Annotated in this window: 14 protein-coding genes; 10 read left to right on the top strand and 4 right to left on the bottom strand. The window is 69.0% G+C overall.

Features of this window, described 5'->3' with window-relative positions:
* The first annotated feature begins 1 nt into the window (after position 1).
* Both ruvB and AB0I35_RS05730 read left to right on the top strand, forming a co-directional pair.
* Complete coding sequence (gene ruvB / locus AB0I35_RS05735) at positions 2–1,087, top strand: Holliday junction branch migration DNA helicase RuvB (protein WP_357394591.1); 1,086 nt, start codon at positions 2–4, stop codon at positions 1,085–1,087.
* Positions 1,088–1,138: 51 nt separating this feature from the next.
* Positions 1,139–1,651 carry a GtrA family protein gene (locus AB0I35_RS05730; protein ID WP_166655711.1) on the top strand — a complete coding sequence of 171 codons (513 nt, stop codon included), beginning with the start codon at positions 1,139–1,141 and terminating at the stop codon, positions 1,649–1,651.
* Here AB0I35_RS05730 and AB0I35_RS05725 read toward each other — a convergent pair.
* Positions 1,648–2,226: a DivIVA domain-containing protein gene (locus AB0I35_RS05725; RefSeq protein WP_357394589.1), complete on the bottom strand. Its 579-nt coding sequence runs from the start codon at positions 2,224–2,226 to the stop codon at positions 1,648–1,650. The genes AB0I35_RS05730 and AB0I35_RS05725 overlap by 4 nt on opposite strands.
* A 137-nt stretch (positions 2,227–2,363) precedes the next feature.
* Between AB0I35_RS05725 and AB0I35_RS05720 the strand changes: the two genes are divergently transcribed.
* From AB0I35_RS05720 to AB0I35_RS05695, 6 genes are all read left to right on the top strand, one after another.
* On the top strand, positions 2,364–3,854 hold the full coding sequence (locus AB0I35_RS05720) for an NAD(P)/FAD-dependent oxidoreductase (RefSeq protein ID WP_357394587.1): 1,491 nt from the start codon (positions 2,364–2,366) through the stop codon (positions 3,852–3,854).
* A 110-nt stretch (positions 3,855–3,964) separates the two neighbouring features.
* A complete protein-coding gene (yajC, locus tag AB0I35_RS05715; protein WP_357394585.1) occupies positions 3,965–4,309 on the top strand; it encodes a preprotein translocase subunit YajC in 345 nt (114 codons plus the stop codon).
* A 100-nt stretch (positions 4,310–4,409) separates the two neighbouring features.
* Positions 4,410–6,134 carry a protein translocase subunit SecD gene (gene secD, locus AB0I35_RS05710; RefSeq protein ID WP_357394584.1) on the top strand — a complete coding sequence of 575 codons (1,725 nt, stop codon included), beginning with the start codon at positions 4,410–4,412 and terminating at the stop codon, positions 6,132–6,134.
* The gene (gene secF, locus AB0I35_RS05705) at positions 6,131–7,309 is read left to right on the top strand and encodes a protein translocase subunit SecF (protein WP_357394582.1); all 1,179 of its coding nucleotides are present in this window, start codon (positions 6,131–6,133) and stop codon (positions 7,307–7,309) included. Before secD ends, secF begins: the two co-directional genes overlap by 4 nt.
* 22 nt (positions 7,310–7,331) lie before the next feature.
* A complete protein-coding gene (locus tag AB0I35_RS05700) occupies positions 7,332–9,044 on the top strand; it encodes an ABC transporter substrate-binding protein (protein WP_357394580.1) in 1,713 nt (570 codons plus the stop codon).
* A gap of 26 nt (positions 9,045–9,070) precedes the next feature.
* Positions 9,071–9,643: an adenine phosphoribosyltransferase gene (locus AB0I35_RS05695; protein ID WP_357394579.1), complete on the top strand. Its 573-nt coding sequence runs from the start codon at positions 9,071–9,073 to the stop codon at positions 9,641–9,643.
* Here AB0I35_RS05695 and AB0I35_RS05690 read toward each other — a convergent pair.
* Positions 9,633–10,238: a GNAT family N-acetyltransferase gene (locus AB0I35_RS05690; protein ID WP_357394577.1), complete on the bottom strand. Its 606-nt coding sequence runs from the start codon at positions 10,236–10,238 to the stop codon at positions 9,633–9,635. The genes AB0I35_RS05695 and AB0I35_RS05690 overlap by 11 nt on opposite strands.
* Positions 10,239–10,310: 72 nt before the next feature.
* Entirely contained in the window at positions 10,311–11,417 is a 1,107-nt protein-coding gene (locus AB0I35_RS05685; RefSeq protein ID WP_357394576.1) for an FAD-dependent oxidoreductase, read from the bottom strand.
* A gap of 238 nt (positions 11,418–11,655) precedes the next feature.
* On the opposite strand from AB0I35_RS05685, the gene AB0I35_RS05680 reads away from it, so the two are divergent.
* Complete coding sequence (locus tag AB0I35_RS05680; protein ID WP_357394575.1) at positions 11,656–13,233, top strand: ABC-F family ATP-binding cassette domain-containing protein; 1,578 nt, start codon at positions 11,656–11,658, stop codon at positions 13,231–13,233.
* 68 nt (positions 13,234–13,301) lie between these two features.
* Entirely contained in the window at positions 13,302–13,922 is a 621-nt protein-coding gene (locus AB0I35_RS05675) for an NUDIX hydrolase (protein WP_357394574.1), read from the top strand.
* Between the two features lie 30 nt (positions 13,923–13,952).
* Here the strand turns inward: AB0I35_RS05675 and AB0I35_RS05670 are convergent, their stop codons facing one another.
* Entirely contained in the window at positions 13,953–14,699 is a 747-nt protein-coding gene (locus tag AB0I35_RS05670) for a metallophosphoesterase (protein WP_357394573.1), read from the bottom strand.
* Positions 14,700–14,824 lie beyond the last annotated feature (125 nt).

Raw genomic sequence — 14,824 nt, 5'->3', positions numbered from 1 at the left:
CATGGACGATGAGTTCGACACCGACGAATCCGTCCTCGCCGCCCGGTATCTCAGCACCGACGGCGACACCGAGACCGGCCTGCGCCCCACCTCGCTCGACGACTTCATCGGCCAGCCACGCGTGCGCGAACAGCTCGCCCTCGTCCTGCGCGGCGCCCGGCAACGCGGCGCCACCCCCGACCACGTCCTGCTGTCCGGCCCGCCCGGGCTCGGCAAGACCAGCATGGCGATGATCATCGCCGGCGAACTCGGCACCGCCCTGCGCATCACCTCCGGTCCCGCCCTGGAACGTGCGGGCGACCTGGCCGCCATGCTGTCGAACCTGGTCGAAGGCGATGTGCTGTTCATCGACGAGATCCACCGCATGGCGCGGCCCGCCGAGGAAATGCTGTACCTGGCCATGGAGGACTTCCGCGTCGACGTGGTGGTCGGCAAAGGTCCCGGCGCCACCTCCATCCCGCTCGACATCGCACCGTTCACCCTGGTCGGGGCGACCACCCGGTCGGGCGCGCTCACCGGCCCGCTGCGCGACCGGTTCGGCTTCACCGGCCACATGGACTTCTACGACCCCGACGAACTGCTGCAGATCCTGCTGCGCTCGGCCCGCATCCTCGGCGTCCACATCGAACACGACGCCGCCGCCGAGGTCGCGGGCCGCTCCCGAGGCACGCCGCGCATCGCCAACCGGCTGCTGCGCCGGGTACGCGACTTCGCCGAGGTCCGCGCCGACGGCCTCATCACCCGCGAGATCGCCCAGTCCGCGCTCGAGGTCTACGACGTCGACGTACTCGGCCTCGACCGGCTCGACCGGGCCGTGCTCGGCGCGCTGGTCCGCGGGTTCGGCGGCGGACCGGTCGGGGTGTCGACGCTGGCGGTCGCCGTCGGCGAGGAAGCCGCGACGGTGGAAGAGGTGTGCGAACCCTTCCTGGTGCGCGCCGGACTCGTCGCCCGCACCCCGCGCGGGCGGGTCGCCACCGCCGCCGCCTGGGAGCACCTGGGCCTGGTGCCACCACCGGATCTGGTGTTCGGCGCCATCGAAGTGCGTGGGCGCGAACCACAACCGAGCCTCGACCTGTTCGACCGGTAGCGGCGGCTACCGGACGGGCGCGTCGCCGATACGTCGTCTAATGTCGGCTGGGTGGCAGTCCATGCGGTGGTCCAACGCGTCCCCGAACCGTTACGCTCCCTGTTGCTTCAGCACCGGGAGCTGCTGAAGTTCGCCATGGTCGGCGCCGTCACCTGGTTCATCGACACCGGCGTGGTCTACGCGGTGAAACTCACCGTGCTCGGCGACAAGCCGCTCACCGCGCGTCTGCTCGGCGCGTTGATCGCGACCATCGCCTCCTACATCCTCAACCGCGAATGGTCCTTCCGTACCCGTGGCGGCAGACAGCGCAGCCACGAGGCGGCCCTGTTCTTCACGGTCAGCGCGCTGGGCATCGTGGTCACCATGATCCCGCAGGCGCTGTCGCTGTACGTGCTGAATCTGCGTGTGCCGCACGTGGATCCGATGGTGCAGATGGTCGCGAACTTCATCTCCGGCCAGATCCTCGGCGTGCTGCTGGCCATGGCTTTCCGGTTCTGGGCCTTCCGCCGCTACGTTTTCCCGGACGATCTGCGCGAAGCGGAACTGCACAGCATCCAGGGTTAATGTGACCGTTCGAGGTTTTCCAGGGCGGCGATGACCAGATCGACGAAGGCGTCGACCTCTTCGCGGGAGTAACCACGCGTGCCGAGACGGCTGTCGGTGAAGCGGACACCGCGCACGTCGGCGGAAGTGAGGCTGCCCGGCCCGTTGTGGGCAAGGGTGGCCGCGACCAGGTCGAGGAAGGCGTCGACCTCCTCCTCGTGATAGCCGCGGCGGCCGACCGCGGACTGGCTGAACCGCATGCGGTGCACGTCGTCGGGGGTGAGCATCGCGGCGATCTCCTCCCCGGGGCGAGGCGCTGGCACGGGGGAGGCGCCCTTCTGGCGATGTTCGAGCTCGGTCCTGACCCGGTCGAGAAAATCGTCGACCTGGTCGGCCTGGTAACCGCGACCCCCGAAACGGGGCGCGCCGAAATGGACATGGCGGACGTCGTCGGCGGTGAGACCACCGTGTCCGTGCAGGGTCGCCGACACCTTTTCCAGGAAAGCGTCGACCTCGTCGGCGTGGTAGCCACGATGGCCGAGGGTGGGCATGGCGAAGTGGGTGCGGCTCACATCGTCGGGCGTCACGGCGGTCATTGTGTCAGGATTGCCCTTCTATCCCAGAGGTTTTCGACGGCAGCGCATCGCGACTGTACACCGGCGAAGCGGCCGGTCGCGGGCCACAGAATTATGTGTCATGCTGTAACACATACATCGGTGTGTGGAGGTTCGACGTGGCGCCTCAGCGGGATGCGGTCATCATCGGGGCGGGTTTCGGCGGCATGGGTGCCGCCATCGAACTCGACCGGCTAGGGCTGCGCGATTTCGTGGTTCTCGAACGCGAGGACGACCTCGGCGGTACCTGGCATGTGAACCGGTATCCGGGCCTCGCGGTGGACATCGCCTCGGTGACCTACTCCTATTCGTTCGAACCCAATCCGTACTGGAGCCGGTTGTTCGCGCCGGGCGCCGAGCTGAAGAAGTACGCCGAGCACGTCGCCGACAAGTACGGGCTGCGTGGGCGGATGCGGTTCGGCACCGAGGTGGACAGCGCCCGCTGGGACGAGGAGAACGAACAATGGGTGGTGAGCATCGCCGGCGGTGAACCCCTCACCGCGCGGTACCTGATCACCGCCACCGGCTTCCTGTCCCAGCCCTACACGCCACCGTTCCCCGGCATCGAGTCCTTCGCGGGCAAGATCATCCACTCCACCGCCTGGGACGACGACTACGACCTCACCGACCGCCGCGCCGCCGTGATCGGCACCGGTGCCACGGCGGTGCAACTGGTCCCCGAGCTGGCCGCGAAGGTGGCGTCACTGACGGTCTTCCAGCGCACCCCCATCTGGGTGGTCCCCAAGATCGACGGCCCGATTCCCGCCGTGGTCCAGCGCGCGTTCGCGGCGGTCCCACTCACCCAGAAGGCCGCGCGACTGGCCAACACCGCCCTGCTCGAGGCGCTCATGCTGGTCGGGGTGCTGCACTACAAACAGGCCAAACCGCTCAACTCCGCCGCCGCCCTGCTGGCCAAAGCGCACCTGTTCGCCCAGGTTCGCGACGCGAGCACCCGAGCCAAGCTCACCCCGCATTACGACTTCGGCTGCAAACGGCCGACCTTCTCCAATGCCTACTTCGCGACCTTCAACCAGCCGCACGTGCGCCTGGAAACCGAGTCGATCGACCATGTCGAACCCGACGGCATCGTCACCGCCGACGGGCACAAGACGGCTGTCGACACGCTGGTCCTGGCGACCGGCTTCAACCTGTGGGACGCGAACTTCCCCGCCATCGAGGTGATCGGGCGCGACGGGCGAAATCTCGGAAAGTTCTGGCGTGACAATCGCTTTCAGGCCTACGAGGGCATCACGGTGCCGAAGTTCCCGAACTTCCTTTCGCTGAACAGCCCCTATTCCTACAGCGGGCTGTCGTACTTCACCACCATCGAGACCCAGATGAAGCACATGGGCAGGCTGTTCACCGAGCTGTTCCGGCGCGGGGAACACACCTTCGAGGTCACCGAGGAGGCCAACGCCCGCTTCCTCGACCGGGTGACCGCCGACCTCGATTCGTCGGTGTTCTACGGCGGCGACTGCTCCGGTGCGCGCAGCTACTACTTCAACCAGCACGGTGAGGCCGCGCTGCTGCGCCCCACCAGCACGCTGTCGGCGCACCGCGAGGCGGTCGGTTTCCCGCTCGACGACTACACCTACGGGCGCGGTGCGTGACCGGGGTTTCGCCGCGTGCGGCGGTGTCCGGTGTGTCGGCGCGGCGGGGAACTGGCAGACTGTCAGGCGTACCTGCACCGTCCACCACTGACTAGGGACTGACTTCGACGATGGACTTCCTGTTTCCGCTGCTGATCCTGGCCCTGCTCGTGCCGATGTTCTTCGGTATCCGCAAACAGAAGCGGGAGGCCGAGAAGGTCGCGAGCATGCAGGAGAGTCTGAAGGTCGGTGACCAGGTGATCACCACCTCCGGTCTGTACGGCACCGTTGTCGAGATCGACGATTCGACCGTCGACCTGGAGATCGCCGAGGACGTCGTCACCACCTGGCTGCGCCAGGCCATCCGTGAGGTGCGCAACGAGGAGCAGGTGGTCGCCGAGACCACAGAGGCGACCGACGCCCCCGTCGAAGAGGCCGTCGATCAGACCGAGACCCGGCTGACCAAGGACTCCTGAGCAGTTCCCTTCCCCCGCCGGGCGACGTACGAGCGCGCCCGGCCGGGCACCGTTGTGCCCACCGATTCGGCCTCGACTTCCGCCTAGGAGATGACCTGCTGTGCCACCTTCCCAAGGATCGGCGCATCCGTTCCGGTTGCTCGGCGTCTACGCCGCGCTGCTGGCCGTGATCTACGCGCTGGTGTTCTTCACCGGTGACCATTCGCCCACGCCCAAGCTCGGTATCGACCTGCAGGGCGGCACCCGCGTCACGCTGACCGCGCGTACCCCCGACGGCAACGAGCCGAGTCGCGAAAGCCTGCAGAAGGCGCAGGAGATCATCGAGAACCGTGTGAACGGTCTCGGCGTCTCGGGCTCCGAGGTGGTCATCGACGGCACCAACCTCGTGATCACGGTGCCGGGTGAGGAAAGCCAGCAGGCGCGCGCCCTGGCCACCACCGCCAAGCTCTACATCCGTCCGGTGCTCGGCGCGACCCAGCCGCAGACCGGTGGCGCCGCACCGCAGCAGCCGGTGCCCGGTGCCCCGTCCGCCGACCCGAACGCGCCCGCACCGGGTCAGGCTCCCGCGACCGGCGATCCGAACGCGCCCGCGACCGGCGACCCGGCGACCCCCGCACCCGAGGCGACCACCCCGGCGCCGCAGTCGCGGGTGTTCCCGGCCCAGGCTCCGCCGACGCCGACCCCGCCACCCGCCGATCTCACGCCCGCCCAGCAGCAGGCCAAGGAGATCGCCGACGCCAAGGCGCTGCGGCAGAGCACCGACCAGAACATGCAGCAAGTCGCGATCATGAGCATGGACTGCACCAAGCCCGATCCGCTCGCGGGCAACGACGACCCGGCTCTGCCGCTGGTCACCTGCTCGCAGGACGGCACCGAGGTGTTCCTGCTCGGCCCGAGCCGCATCGACGGCCAGGAGATCGCCGACGCCACCTCCGGCTTCAACGCCCAGCAGGCTCGCCACGAGGTGAACCTCGAGTTCCGGTCCACCGGAACGGACGCCTGGGCCGCGCTCACCGGCGAGTACGTCAACAAGCGGGTCGCGTTCGTGCTCGACTCGAAGGTCGTGAGCGCCCCGCAGGTGCAGCAGGGCCCGCAACTCGGCGGCAGCACCTCCATCTCGGGCAGCTTCACCGCCGACAGCGCGAGCGAGCTGGCCAACACCCTCAAGTACGGATCGCTGCCACTGTCGTTCACTACCTCCGAGGCGGAAACGGTGTCGGCCACGCTCGGTCTGGCCGCGCTCAAGGCCGGTCTGCTCGCCGGTGCGGTCGGTCTGCTCGCGGTGCTGCTGTACTGCCTGTTCGTGTACCGGATGCTCGGCTTCCTCGCCGGGTTCTCGCTGATCGCCGCCGGTTTCGCCGTGTACGGCATCATCGTGCTGCTCGGGCGCTGGATCGGGTTCACCCTCGACCTGGCCGGTATCGCCGGTCTGATCATCGGTATCGGTCTGACCGCCGACTCGTTCGTCGTGTTCTTCGAACGCATCAAGGACGAGATGCGCGAGGGCCGCAGCTTCCGTTCGGCCGTGCCGCGCGGCTGGGCCCGCGCCCAGCGGACCAACCTCTCGGGTAAGACGGTCAGCCTGATCGCCTCGGTCGTGCTGTACCTGCTCGCCGCCGGCCAGGTGAAGGGCTTCGCGTTCACCCTCGGTGTCACCACCGTGCTCGACGTGATCGTGCTCTACCTGGTCACCGCCCCGCTGCTGATGCTCGCCGCGCGCTCGCCGTTCTGGGCGAAACCGTCGGTGAACGGCTTGGGTTCGGTGCAGCAGATCGCCAGGGAACGTGGCGCGGGCCAGGTCCGGCCGAAGGAGATGTCACGATGAGAAATGCCGATCCGACGACCGAATCGCTGAACCTGGACAAGGCCGAGCCGACGGCATCGCCGCAGCACGGGTTCTTCGAGCGCCTCTACACCGGTACCGGTGGCTTCCCGATCGTCAGCAGGCGCAAGTTCTTCTACACGATGTCGGCGGTGCTGCTGCTGATCTCCATCCTGAGCATCGCGGTGCGCGGTTTCACCCTCGGTATCGACTTCGAGGGTGGCTCGCGGATCCAGGTGCCCGCCCTCGCGAACGTCAGCACCCAGGACGTGGAGGACACCTACGCACAGACCCTCGGCCACGGCCCGGTGACGGTGCAGGAGGTGGGTTCCGGTTCGGCCGCCACCATCCAGGTGCGCTCGGAGACCCTCGACGGGGACCAGACCGCCCAGCTGACGACCGCGCTGCGCGCGATGCTGGAGAAGGAGTCCAAGACCTCCGTCGGCCTCGACGCCATCAGCATCGCCGAGATCAGCGAGACCTGGGGTGGCCAGATCACCCAGAAGGCGCTGATCGCGCTCGCGGTGTTCGTGGCGCTGACGATGATCTACATCGCCATCCGCTTCGAACGAGACATGTCGATCGCGGCGATCGTCTCGCTGTTCTTCAACCTCATCGTCACGGCGGGTATCTATTCGCTGGTCGGGTTCGAGGTGACCCCGGCCGCGGTGATCGGTCTGCTCACGATCCTCGGTTACGTGCTCTACGACAACGTGGTCGTCTTCGACAAGGTCGAGGAGAACACCCGCGGCGTTCTGCACCTGCACAAGCGCACCTACGCCGAACAGGCCAACCTGGCCGCCAACCAGACCCTGATGCGCTCGATCAGCACCACCGTCATCGGCATTCTGCCGATCATCGGCATGCTGGTGATCGCGGTGTGGATGCTCGGTGTCGGCACGCTGAAGGACCTCGCGCTGGTGCAGCTGGTCGGCATGATCGTCGGCGCCTACTCCTCGATCTTCCTCGCCGTTCCGGTGCTGGTGTCGATCAAGGAACGCTGGGGCCCGGTCGCCGCGCATACCAAGAAGGTGCTCGACAAGCGCGCCGGTGTCGGCACCACACCCGTGCCGGTGACGGCGGGAGCCCGCGCGGCGCGCGGTCCCCGACCCACCGACGCGGGTGCGCCCAGGCCCGGCGCGCGGCCGAGCGGAAAGCGGAACAAGGGCAGGCACTGACGGCACGAGCAGGGGTCTCATCATGCGACGCAGCACGATTCGGCTGACAGCCGTCCTCGCCGCGGCAGGCGTCGGCGCCGGTCTGGTGACCGGGTGTTCGACCAAGAACCAGGTGCCCTCGATCGGTTACGCCGTCGACGCGGCGGTCGCCAGCTACAACGGCGGCAGCACCCTCGGCGCGAGCAGCGGCGCGGCGGCGGTGTTCGGCCGCGTGCTCACCGGGTTCTTCTACACCGGACCCGATGGTCAGCAGGTCGCCGACACCGACGCGGGCACCGCCAAGGAGGTGCCGGGCGAGACCCAGACCGTGCAGTACCGGCTCGATCCCGACGGGGTGTACTCCGACGGGGTCGCGACCTCCTGTGACGATCTGGTACTCGCCTGGTCGGCCCGGTCGGGCCGGTTCACCCGGCCGGGTGACCGCGGCCAGACACCGATGTTCGACGCCGCGAGCACCGACGGCTACGACGACATCGAGCGGGTGGACTGTGTGCCGGGCTCCAAGGACGCCACCGTGGTGTTCCGCCCCGGCAGGCACTACCTGCCGTGGCGCACCCTGTTCACCGCCGCCGAGTTGATGCCCGCCCACGTGGTGGCCCAGGCGGTCGGTGTACCGAACGTGGTCGACGCGCTGCAGTCCGGTGACGGTGCGGTGATCGGCCGGATCGCCGACTTCTGGAACTCGGGCTGGACCATGGCGCCGGGCGAACTGGATCTCACCAGGTTCCCGTCGTCGGGTCCGTACCGCATCGAATCCTTCACCGCCGACGACGGTTTGGTGCTCGTCGCCAACGAGAAGTGGTGGGGATCGGCACCCGAGACCAGTCGCATCGTGGTCTGGCCCAAGGGCACCGACTACGCGGCCAAGGCCAAGGAGAACGCGCTCGGCGTGGTCGACCTCGGCGCGGGCTCGGTGACCGACCTGGCCCTGGAGGGGTTCGACGAGCAGACCGTCCCCGGTCGCGGCGCCGAACAGCTCGTGCTCGGCACGGGCGGAGTGTTCGCCCGGGTGGAGACGCGGCGTGCCTTCGCCCAGTGCGTCCCGCGTCAGGCCCTGTTCGACACCCTGGGCAAAGCCGGTGAGGTGCCTCCGCGCGGCCTCGGCTCGGGGACCTTGAATTCGCGGGTGGTGCAACAGGATTCGCTGTACTACGGCGCCGTCTCCGGGTCCGGCGACCGCTATCGCGGCACCGATATCCCCGGCGCCACAGCGACACTCGCCTCGGCGGGCACCGCTCAACCGACCATCCGGATCGGCTACCTGACCCCCGATGCCCGCCGGGCGAAGACCGTGGCGATGATCGCGGAATCCTGCCGTGGGGCGGGCATCACCGTCGTCGACGCGGGCGCACCGGATTTCACGCCCGCCGAGCTCGGCCGGGGCGCGGTGGACGCGGTGCTCGGCAGTACGGCGGCGGTGCCGGGACCGGCCGGATCGACGACCGGTGTCGCCGCGTTCGCCGCTTTGCGGGCGGGTAACGGGCTCGATGCGGGAGGTTTCGGGAACGCTCGCTACGATGCCATCACCGATCAGCTTGCGGGCGAGACCGATTCGACCGCGACGCTGAATCTGCTGACCGAGGCCGAGAACCTGCTGTGGGCGCAGCTGCCGAGCATCCCGTTGTTCGCCACTCCGCGCACGATCGCGTTCGGTAACGGCATGCAGAACGGGATCCCCGGGCCGACGCAGGCGGGCACCGGGTGGAATATGGATCGCTGGGTGTTGCAGCGGTGAGTCGTGGACGTGAGACAGAGGTGGCGATGAGTAAGCACGCGGTGGTCGAATCCGCCGATCAGGTCGGGATGCGGACCGGTAAGGCCGCCGACGCGGTCGCCCGGCTCACCCGCTGGCACGACGACTTCCCCACCCCCGGCGTGCGTTTCGCCGATCTCACCCCCGTCTTCGCCGATGCCGAGGGCTTCCGCGCGGTCATCGACTGCTTCGCCGCCGTCGCCACCGACGTGGACCTGGTCGCCGGGGTGGACGCGCGCGGCTTCCTGCTCGGCGCCGGGGTGGCCGCCACCCTCGGCACCGGTGTGCTGGCCATCCGCAAGGGCGGCAAGCTGCCCCCGCCGGTCGTCTCGCGCGAGTACCAGCTCGAATACGGCAGTGCCGCACTGGAGATCCCCGCCGACGGGGTGGAGCTCGCGGGCAAGCGCATCCTGCTGCTCGACGACGTCCTCGCCACCGGCGGCACCCTCGCCGCGGCGGCCGGACTGTTCACCGAGGTCGGTGCCGAGGTGGTCGCGGCTGCGGTCGTGCTGGAACTGGAGTTCCTGAAGGGCCGTGAGCACCAGGGTGACTACCCGGTGACCTCGATCGTCAAGCTCTAGGTTCGCGCCACATCGGCCACACGGACGGCCCGTCGGGCAGGTGCAGTTCGCCGGTGACGACGAAGCCGAAGCGTTCGTAGTAGGCGATGTTGTCGAGGTTGCTGGATTCGAGGTAGGCGGCGGTGCCCTCGGCGTCGCAGCGGTCCAGGCGTGAGCGCAGCAGCGCCCCGCCGTAGCCGCCGCCACGCACGTCGGGGGCGGTGCCGATCACCGACAGGTACCAGTGCGGTCGGCTCGGATGGTGCTTCTTCAGCAGGTCGCCGACGGTCTTGCCCGCCAGGATCCGGCGGCCGAACGCCCGCCACAGCCCGGGCATGGCACGCAGGTCGGCGCCGAAGGAACCGTATGGTCCCGGCGGCGCCCACAGGGTCGCACCGCCGATGGTGCCGTCGGGTCGGGTCGCGAGTTCGCAGGCGCCGAGCGGAACGAAGTAGTGCCTGGCCATCGCACCGAAGAACCAGGGCAGGCCGGCCGCCCGGCGCTGCGGGTCCGGCAGGATCCAGCTCATCACCGGGTCGTGCTGGAACGCCGAGGCCAAGGTTTCGGCCAGCGCCCCCACGTCGGCCTGTTTCGCCGCGCGCACTGTGGTCAACACATCTGTCACCTTCCACTGACGGTGGGCGCTGCTCGCCCGCCGGTTATCGATCGCCCGCCGCCCGTCCGGTGTTCACCATGTCCAGCTCGTCCGCAGCGGCCCGAGCTGCCCACCGCGCAACGTCGCACGACAGACCTGTTCCTTCAGCAGTGCGGCCGTGCGGCCGGTGAGGACCGCGGAGAGCGGGCGGTCGGTGAGATCGGAGAACTGGATGAGCGCATCACGACGCCCCAGGCTCACGGACTGACCGATGTACTTGCGGCGCAAGGGTTTCGGCTCACGACCCGCGAGGACTCGCAGGACGGTCTCGGCGGCGTGCACACCGCAGGGCACCGCGGCCTGACAGCTCATCCGCAGCGGGTTCGTGCCGAGGGCGACCGCGTCACCGGCGCCGACGATGTTCGGACTCGTTGTGCTGACCAGCGTGTCGTCGACGAGCATGGCCCCGGCCGTATCCACTTCCAGCCCGCTCGACCGGGCCAGGTCCGAGGGTGCGAAGGCGGTGGTGGTGATCGCGAGGTCGGTGTCGAGGACGGTGCCGTCGGCGAGGGTGATCTTGTCCTGGGCGATCGCCGCGACCGCCACCTGGTCGACCACCGCCACCCCGAGCGCCGCCAACCCGGTACGCGCGCGGACACGCCCTCGTGCGGACAGGCTGTGGCCCAGCTCGCCGGTCACCAATCGCACCCGCACAGCACCGGTTTCGGCGAGTTCGGCGGCGGTTTCGATGCCGGTGAGGCCGCCACCGATCACCGTCACCGTGGCGCCGGCGGGCAGGTCGGCCAGGCGCAGGCGGGCGCGGTCGGCTTCGGCACGGGTGCCGAGCGAGACGGCGTGCTCGGCCGCACCGGCGATCCCGGTGTCGTCGGTGTGGCTGCCGGGGGCGTAGACGAGGTGGTCGTAGCCGATCTCGTCACCGGAATCGGTCCGCACGTGGTGGTGCCGGGCGTCGATGACCTGCGCGGTAGCGGTGACGATGCGTACGGCGTCGGGCAGGACGCCGCGCAGCGGCCGATGGGCTCGGTGTGTGCCCGCGAGGTACTGGTGCAACCGGATGCGTTCCACGAAGTCGGTGCCCGGATTCAGCAGCGTCACCTGGACGCCCGGGTGACGGGCCAGGCGCTTGGCGGCGCTGATCCCGGCGTACCCGCCGCCGAGGACGACCACGTCGGCCTTCATCTACGACCCCCTCTGTCCGCGTTCGTCTTTCACGATAGTGACCTGTCGCGCAGCGAGGGTATGCAGGTGAGCGGGCTCACGCGCGGAAAAAATAGGTGGCGTGGTGTGGGGGAGCGGTGTTATCAATGAAGGGTCTTGTTCCCGGCGATCGGAGTCATGCGTTGATTTCTTGAGGTAGCGCTTTCGGGCGGTCCGCACTGTGCGCACCGCGTATCCGTCGCACCTTGAGGTGGTCCGCATGTCAACGCTGTCTTTTTCCGATCTCACTTTCCACTGGCCCGACGGCACCGTCGTCTTCGACGGCCTCGATGCCACCATGGGGCCCGGCCAGATCGGTCTGGTCGGTGCCAACGGCGCCGGGAAGTCCACGCTGCTGCGGCTGATCGCCGGTGAACTGCGCCCGATGCGCGGATCGATCACCGTGCCGGGCGATCTCGGCTATCTGCGTCAAGATCTCGGCATGCGTACCGGTCAGCGTGTCGATGCCGTCCTCGGGATCGACACGCTGCGGGCGGCACTACACCGCATCGAGCACGGCACGGCCGATGCCGCCGACTTCGACACCGTCGGCAACCACTGGCAGGTGGAGGACGAGGCGGTCGCGCTGCTCGGCAAACTCGGCCTCGACTACGTGGCCGGATCCGTCGCCGACCTCGACCGCACCCTCGACACCCTCTCCGGCGGGGAGACGGTGCTGCTCGGGCTGGTCGCCGAACTGCTGCGCGAACCGGATGTGCTGCTGCTCGACGAACCGACCAACAACCTGGACTCGGTCGCGCGGGCACGGCTCTACACGGTGATCCGCCAGTTCACCGGCACGGTGATCGTGGTCAGCCACGACCGCGAACTGCTCGACCGGATGGACGGTATCGCCGAACTCCGGGCGGGCGGGATCCGGTCGTTCGGCGGCAATTTCACCGACTACGAACGCATCGTCGAGGCCGAACAACAGGCCGCGCTCGCCGCCGTGCGCGACGCGCGCAGCGACGTCCGCAAACAGGCACGTGAACTGGAAGCGGCCAGGATCAAACTCGACCGCCGAAAGCGCTACGGACAGAAGATGTCCGACACCAAGCGTGAGCCGAAGATCGTGATGGGCAACCGCAAACGCAGTGCCGAGGTGTCGGCGGGCAAGCTGCGCAACTCCCACATCGACAAACTCGACACCGCTCGCGAAACCCTCGACCAGGCCGAGGAGTCGGTGCGTGCCGACCGGGAGATCCGGATCGAACTGCCCGGCACCCGGCTGTACCCGGGACAGGACGTGATCGCCCTCGACCAGGTGCGCCTGGCCAACGGTCCCGTCGTCGACCTGCGGGTGAGCGGGCCGGAACGGATCGCGCTCACCGGACGCAACGGCGCGGGCAAGACCACCCTGCTGCGGCGGATCGTCGCGGCGGGTCCGAAGGTGGCGTGGCGGTTGCTGCCCCAGCGGCTCGACGTGTTCGACGACGCGCGAACGGTGTTCGAGAACGTGGCCGATGCCGCACCGCACGCTTCGGCCGAGCAGATCCGGGGACAGCTGGCGCGCTTCCTGTTTCGCGGTGCCGACGCCGACATCCCGGCGTCGGCGCTGTCGGGCGGGGAACGACTGCGGGCGGCGCTGGCGACGCTGCTGCTCGCCGAACCCGCGCCCAAGCTGCTGATGCTCGACGAACCGACCAACAATCTGGACCTGCCGAGCCTGGCGCATCTCACCCAGGCACTGGCAAGCTTCGAAGGTGCGCTGCTCGTGGTGAGCCACGATCAGCGGTTCCTGGACGACATCGGCGTCACCCGGACCCTCGAACTCACCCCCGACGGGCTGGTCGAATAGGCAGGGGCATGATCGGGGGCGACCGATACCCGCGGCGTTCGCCCGGGACGACGAACAGATGGGGTGACGTGGAGCAGTCCGTTGTGTCGATCGACGTGGTGACGTTGCGTTGCTGGGAGGGCGACACCGGCGTGCGCGTGGGCATCGCGGCCCGCGAATTCGAACCCTTCACCGGGCAGCTGGCCCTGCCGGGCGTCCTGCTCGGGCGGGGCGAGCGCCTGGTCGAGGCCGCCCGCCGCGCGGTCCTCGGCAAACTCGGCGTGCCCGATACCGCGATCGTCGCGGTCGGCCAGCTGCGCACCTTCGACGAACCACACCGCGACCCCCGTGGCCCCACCCTCGCGATCGCCATGTGGGCGGTCGTCGCCGAACACGAGGGCCCCGCCGAATGGGTCGATTTCGACGAGGTGCCCCCGCTGGCCTTCGACCACAACCACATCATCGACACCACCCGGCCGGCACTGGCCGCCCTCCTCTGGAAAGACCCCACCTTCACCCGCGCCCTGGCAGGTGCCGAATTCCCCGCCACCCGCGCGGTCGACCTGACCACCGCCCTGCACGGCACCCGCCCCGACCCCGCCAACCTCAACCGCACTCTCGCCACCATCCCCGGCCTGCACCGCACCGGCGAACGCCGCCGGGTCCGCGCCACCGGCCGCCCGGCTGTCGTGTGGGCCTTCGACAACTGATCCGCGCCACGGCGCCGCGCATGCGTGTGTTCAGCCGGCAGCGGCGGTGGTCGCCAAGTCGTAGAGTGCGTACGTGCGGCGCAGCACCGGATACGAAACATTGTGCACCGCGATGTTTCCCGTGGTCCGGCCGTCTTCGGCGCCCGCGTGTGCGTGTCCGTGCAGCGCGAGCGTAGCGCCCGCGACGTCGATCGCCTCGCCCAGCGCCTGACAACCGAGACCGGGGTAGATCGAGACCGGTTCGCCTGCCAGAGTGTCGACGGTCGGGGAGAAGTGGGTGAGGGCGATCCGCGTCGGCGTATCCAGCGCTTCGAGCGCCGCCCGTAGCCGCCGCGCGTCGACGGCCCCGCGACGCATCAGCGCCCGGTGCTCCTCGCTCCCGGAGTCCGGGTCGCCGGGATACGCCGGGAAGCCGCCGGAGCCGCCCATCACCCCGGCGATACCGACCCGGTGCCCGCGCACAGTGCAGACCGTCGCCTCGCCGTCGAGCACCCGCACCCCGATGCCCGCGAGCATGCCCGCGATCACATCGCCGGCGCCTGCGTCGTGATCGTGATTGCCCAGCACCGCCACGACCGGCACCGGCAGCCCTGCGAGTTCGGCGCAGAGCAGCTCGGCCTCGGCCACGGTGCCGCCGTCGGTGAGGTCACCGGCCAGCAACAGCAGATCGGCCTTGTTCCCCAGCTCGAGGAGGTCGGATCGGAATTTTCCCGCGACGGCCGGACGCATGTGCAGGTCGGCGGTAGCGGCGATACGGACTGGTGCTGTGTTCCCCACCCACCGAGATGGCCACAGTGGATCGCCGGTGTCAACAGCGCGATAGATCATCGCGAAAGGGCGCGTGGTGGGCGGTCGGATCGGTTCGTGTCGGAGCGTCGTACTACCGTCGCGTGTCTGTGACC

The organism is Nocardia sp. NPDC050378 (genome assembly GCF_040655675.1).
In the GTDB taxonomy this organism is placed as follows: Bacteria; Actinomycetota; Actinomycetes; order Mycobacteriales; family Mycobacteriaceae; genus Nocardia; species Nocardia coubleae.
The sequence above is the reverse complement of the archived record's forward strand: the minus strand, read 5'-3'. Positions and strand labels throughout refer to the sequence as shown.

Coding starts and splice junctions, on each gene's coding strand:
- ruvB (WP_357394591.1), top strand. CDS start 2: ATGGACGATGAGTTCGACACCGACGAATCCGTCCTCGCCGCCCGGTAT.
- AB0I35_RS05725 (WP_357394589.1), bottom strand. CDS start 2,226: ATGACCGCCGTGACGCCCGACGATGTGAGCCGCACCCACTTCGCCATG.
- yajC (WP_357394585.1), top strand. CDS start 3,965: ATGGACTTCCTGTTTCCGCTGCTGATCCTGGCCCTGCTCGTGCCGATG.
- secF (WP_357394582.1), top strand. CDS start 6,131: ATGAGAAATGCCGATCCGACGACCGAATCGCTGAACCTGGACAAGGCC.
- AB0I35_RS05700 (WP_357394580.1), top strand. CDS start 7,332: ATGCGACGCAGCACGATTCGGCTGACAGCCGTCCTCGCCGCGGCAGGC.
- AB0I35_RS05695 (WP_357394579.1), top strand. CDS start 9,071: ATGAGTAAGCACGCGGTGGTCGAATCCGCCGATCAGGTCGGGATGCGG.
- AB0I35_RS05685 (WP_357394576.1), bottom strand. CDS start 11,417: ATGAAGGCCGACGTGGTCGTCCTCGGCGGCGGGTACGCCGGGATCAGC.
- AB0I35_RS05680 (WP_357394575.1), top strand. CDS start 11,656: ATGTCAACGCTGTCTTTTTCCGATCTCACTTTCCACTGGCCCGACGGC.